General features: G+C 70.3%; 3 protein-coding genes. 2 read left to right on the top strand and 1 reads right to left on the bottom strand.

The features are described from left to right. A partial coding sequence (locus I71_RS39270) for a hypothetical protein (RefSeq protein WP_211098463.1) occupies positions 1-213 on the bottom strand: 213 nt, incomplete at its 3' end. Between I71_RS39270 and I71_RS32425 the strand changes: the two genes are divergently transcribed. Both I71_RS32425 and I71_RS32430 read left to right on the top strand, forming a co-directional pair. Next, on the top strand, positions 203-1,192 hold the full coding sequence (locus tag I71_RS32425) for a hypothetical protein (RefSeq protein WP_244434193.1): 990 nt from the start codon (positions 203-205) through the stop codon (positions 1,190-1,192). The genes I71_RS39270 and I71_RS32425 overlap by 11 nt on opposite strands. A gap of 6 nt (positions 1,193-1,198) precedes the next feature. After that, positions 1,199-2,473, top strand: coding sequence for a pentapeptide repeat-containing protein (locus tag I71_RS32430; RefSeq protein WP_042704034.1), 1,275 nt, complete (start codon positions 1,199-1,201; stop codon positions 2,471-2,473). Positions 2,474-2,509 lie beyond the last annotated feature (36 nt).

Consider the following 2,509-nt stretch of genomic DNA (forward strand, 5'->3'; position numbering starts at 1 on the left):
GGCTGATTTGGGACAAGAGGAAAGCGGTTCAAGCCTGTCGTCCGCCGTATCGTCCAGCCACGCCATACCGCCGGTATCGCCCCGATTAAGGCCCGGATTAAGGCAAGGAAGATGATAACCTGATGGCGGCGGAAACTCCCGGTAAAGAAATTCGGTGATATAGGACGGGGCCGGCACCGGCTCCGGGGTTTCCGGGGAAAACGTGGCTGTCAAGAACGGGTTGAACGCGATGAGCGGCGGGCCATTGCTCGAACTGACCGAGCAGGAGTATCTGCAGATGGAGGAGGCCCTGTCGCAGACCGCGCGGGGGCGGGCCTTCCTGCGCATGCGCGACCGGCGCAGCCGCGTCGTCGCCTCCGACGACTTCCATCGTCTGGTCGACAGACTTGAGAACCAGGTCGACCGGCTGAGCGGCACCTCGTCCAGCGCTTTCACCGCCTTCTCCCCCGGTGAGGATCCGCGCATCCAGCAGGAGCTGACCGCCATCACCCAGGTGGTGCGCGAAGCCCGCAGCGACATCGCGGCGCTGAAGGCGACCGACACCGGCTCCAACCGGATCGAGGCGGCGACCGGCGAACTGGACGAGATCGTCGCCGCCACCGAGCGCGCCACCACCGACATCCTGAACGCGACGGAGAAGATCCAGGAAATCACCATGTCGATCCCGCGCGACGACGCCGATCTGGCTGAACGGATCGACGCGGTCGAGGCGTGGTGCATCGAGATCATGACCGCCTGCTCCTTCCAGGACATCACCGGCCAGCGCACAACCAAGGTCGTCAACACGCTGCGCTACATCGAAGAGCGCGTGAACACGATGATCGAGATCTGGGGCGTCGAGCGGTTGGCAGCCGCTCCCGAGCAGCATCTGGCTTCGGGCGAGGTGTCCTCGCACCGCAAGCTGGGCGACACCCGGCCGGACGCGCATCTGCTGAACGGTCCGCAGCTGGGCGGGCCGGAGGTCAGCCAGGATGCCATCGACGCCCTGTTCGACAGCGTGCCGGGAGTGGCGGAACGGGCGGAGCCGTTGCCGGCCGACGTGGCCCCCTCCCCGCCACCACCACCGCCTCCACCGCCTCCTCCTCCCGTCGCGAAGCCGGCCCCGCCGCCGCCCCCGCCGCCTGCCGATCCGGGCAGCGGCGGTGGGGGCGCCGCGATTTCCCAGGCCGACATCGACGCCCTGTTCGCGTGACCGGCCATGGCGCAAGACGGCAAATCCCGCATCCGCCTGACCCAGGACCAGCTCGACCGCGTGTGCGAGCGCCATGTCCGATTCGCCGAGGGGCGCCCGAACGGCGCGCGCGCCAACCTGCCCTTCTTCGACCTGTCCGGGCTGTCGCTGGCCGGCCGAAACCTGACCGGCGCCCATCTGGCCGGCGCCATCCTGCGCGACGCCGACCTGCGCGGCACGGTGCTGGACCATGCCGACCTCTACGGCGCCGACCTGCGCGGGGCCGACCTGTCGGAGGCGCGGCTGTTCCGCACCGACATGCGCGGCGCCAACGTGCGCGGCGCCAAGCTCGACGGCGCCACCATGGTGGAGGTCGATCTGCGCGACGGCAGCATGGTCAACCGCAACAGCGCCGGCGAACTGAAGGTGGTGGGCTTCGAGCCCGGACCGGCAGACATGGCCTCGGCCCGGCTGACCAACGCCGACATGGCGCGCGCCAAGCTGTCGGGCAGCTTCGCCCGGGCGGCCGACTTCACCAACACCCGGCTGTCCGGCGCCCGGCTGGACCGCACCGACCTGCGTGACGCCAACTTTTCCGGCGCCGACCTGCGCGGGGCCGACCTCAACGGCTCCGACCTGCGCGGCGCCATCCTGGATGGGGCCAGCCTGGACGAGGCCGATCTGGAACTGGCGATCCGCACCGACGAGCAGGCCCACGCCGCCCGGCAGGCGCCGGCCCAGGCCGCAGCGCCCGACCCGGCCCCCGAGGAGACGATCGCCGCCGAACTGCCGGCCCTGCCCGTCGACCAGTTGGACAGCATGCTGCGCCAGCACATGGTCTGGCTGGGCACCAGCGGCAAGCAGGGGTGCCAGCTCGACCTGACCGGACTGAACCTGGAGGGGGCGGACCTGACGGGCAAGATACTGACGCTGGCCAAGGGCAGCGGCGCCCGGCTGCGCCACGCCCGGCTGAACGGCGCCCAGCTTCAGGCCGCACAGTTCGACGGTGCCGACCTGCGCTCCGCCGATCTCAGCCGCGCCGACCTGCGCGGGGTGAAGCTGGACCGCGCCATCCTGATCGACAGCCGCCTGGACGGCGCCAACCTGGGCATGCTGCTGGTCAGCGCCGGGGCGAAGGTAATGCGCGCATCGCTGGTGCGGGCGCGGCTGGCCGGCGCTTCGCTGACCCAGACCAACCTGAAGGGGAGCGACCTGACCCTGGCGGACCTGACCGGCTGCGACCGCTCGTCGGCGGTGCTGGAGGGCGCCATCCTGGAAGGGACGCGGCTGAGCGGCGGCTGAGCCGGCGCCCGGTTCTCTTTCACGAAACCGTTGATT

It is taken from the genome of Azospirillum sp. B506 (assembly GCF_000333595.1).
Classification (GTDB): Bacteria; Pseudomonadota; Alphaproteobacteria; order Azospirillales; family Azospirillaceae; genus Azospirillum.

Coding starts and splice junctions, on each gene's coding strand:
- I71_RS32430 (WP_042704034.1), top strand. CDS start 1,199: ATGGCGCAAGACGGCAAATCCCGCATCCGCCTGACCCAGGACCAGCTC.